Source organism: Rhabdonatronobacter sediminivivens, from assembly GCF_013415485.1.
GTDB classification, from domain to species: Bacteria; Pseudomonadota; Alphaproteobacteria; order Rhodobacterales; family Rhodobacteraceae; genus Rhabdonatronobacter; species Rhabdonatronobacter sediminivivens.
The window spans coordinates 1-678 of the sequence record NZ_JACBXS010000143.1 but is presented as its reverse complement, the minus strand read 5'-3'; the positions used below and the strand labels follow the sequence as shown (position 1 = coordinate 678).

Annotated in this window: 1 protein-coding gene; it reads left to right on the top strand. The window is 65.5% G+C overall.

Going from position 1 to position 678, the window contains the following annotated elements:
• Window positions 1–31 precede the first annotated feature (31 nt).
• Window positions 32–678: IS5 family transposase (locus HUK65_RS18540; RefSeq protein ID WP_179907772.1), on the top strand; the 647-nt coding region annotated here is incomplete at its 3' end.

Here is a 678-nt window from a genome sequence, read left to right as displayed (position 1 = left end):
GCGCAGGGCATGAGGCTGCTGGGATGTGACGATGGCGCAGATGGGTTTCTTTGATCTTTCAGACCGCTATGCGAGCCTGGATGCCAAACGGGACCCGCTGGTTGAGATCGACGCCATCGTGCCGAGGGAGGAGTTTCGCCCCACGCTGGAGCGGGTCTGGCGCAAGCCCGAGGCGGAGCGGAAGTCGCGGGCCGGGCGCAAGCCCTTGGACGCCGTGGTGATGTTCAAGACGCTCGTGCTGGGTGCGCTCTACAACCTGTCCGACGACCAGATCGAGTATCAGGTGCGCGACCGGCTCTCCTTCATGCGGTTCCTCGGCTTCGGGCTTCAGGACCGGGTGCCTGACGCCAAGACCGTCTGGCTCTATCGCGAGGGGCTGGCGCAGGCGGGGATGGTCGAGGCGCTGTTCAAGCAGTTCGACGGCTATCTGGCGCGGCAAGGGTATATCGCGCGGGGCGGACAGATCCTGGATGCCGCCATCGTCCCGGTGCCGAAGAACCGCAATACCCGAGAGGAGAACGCGGCCATCAAGGCCGGCGAAGTGCCAGAGGGCTGGGCCGACAAGCCCGCCAAGCGGTCGCAGAAGGGTGAGCCACGGGTCGCCACCGGTTCGAGACCCGTGGCGAACGACGCGCGGTGGACGAAGAAGCACGGCAAGAGCCATTACGGCTACAAGAA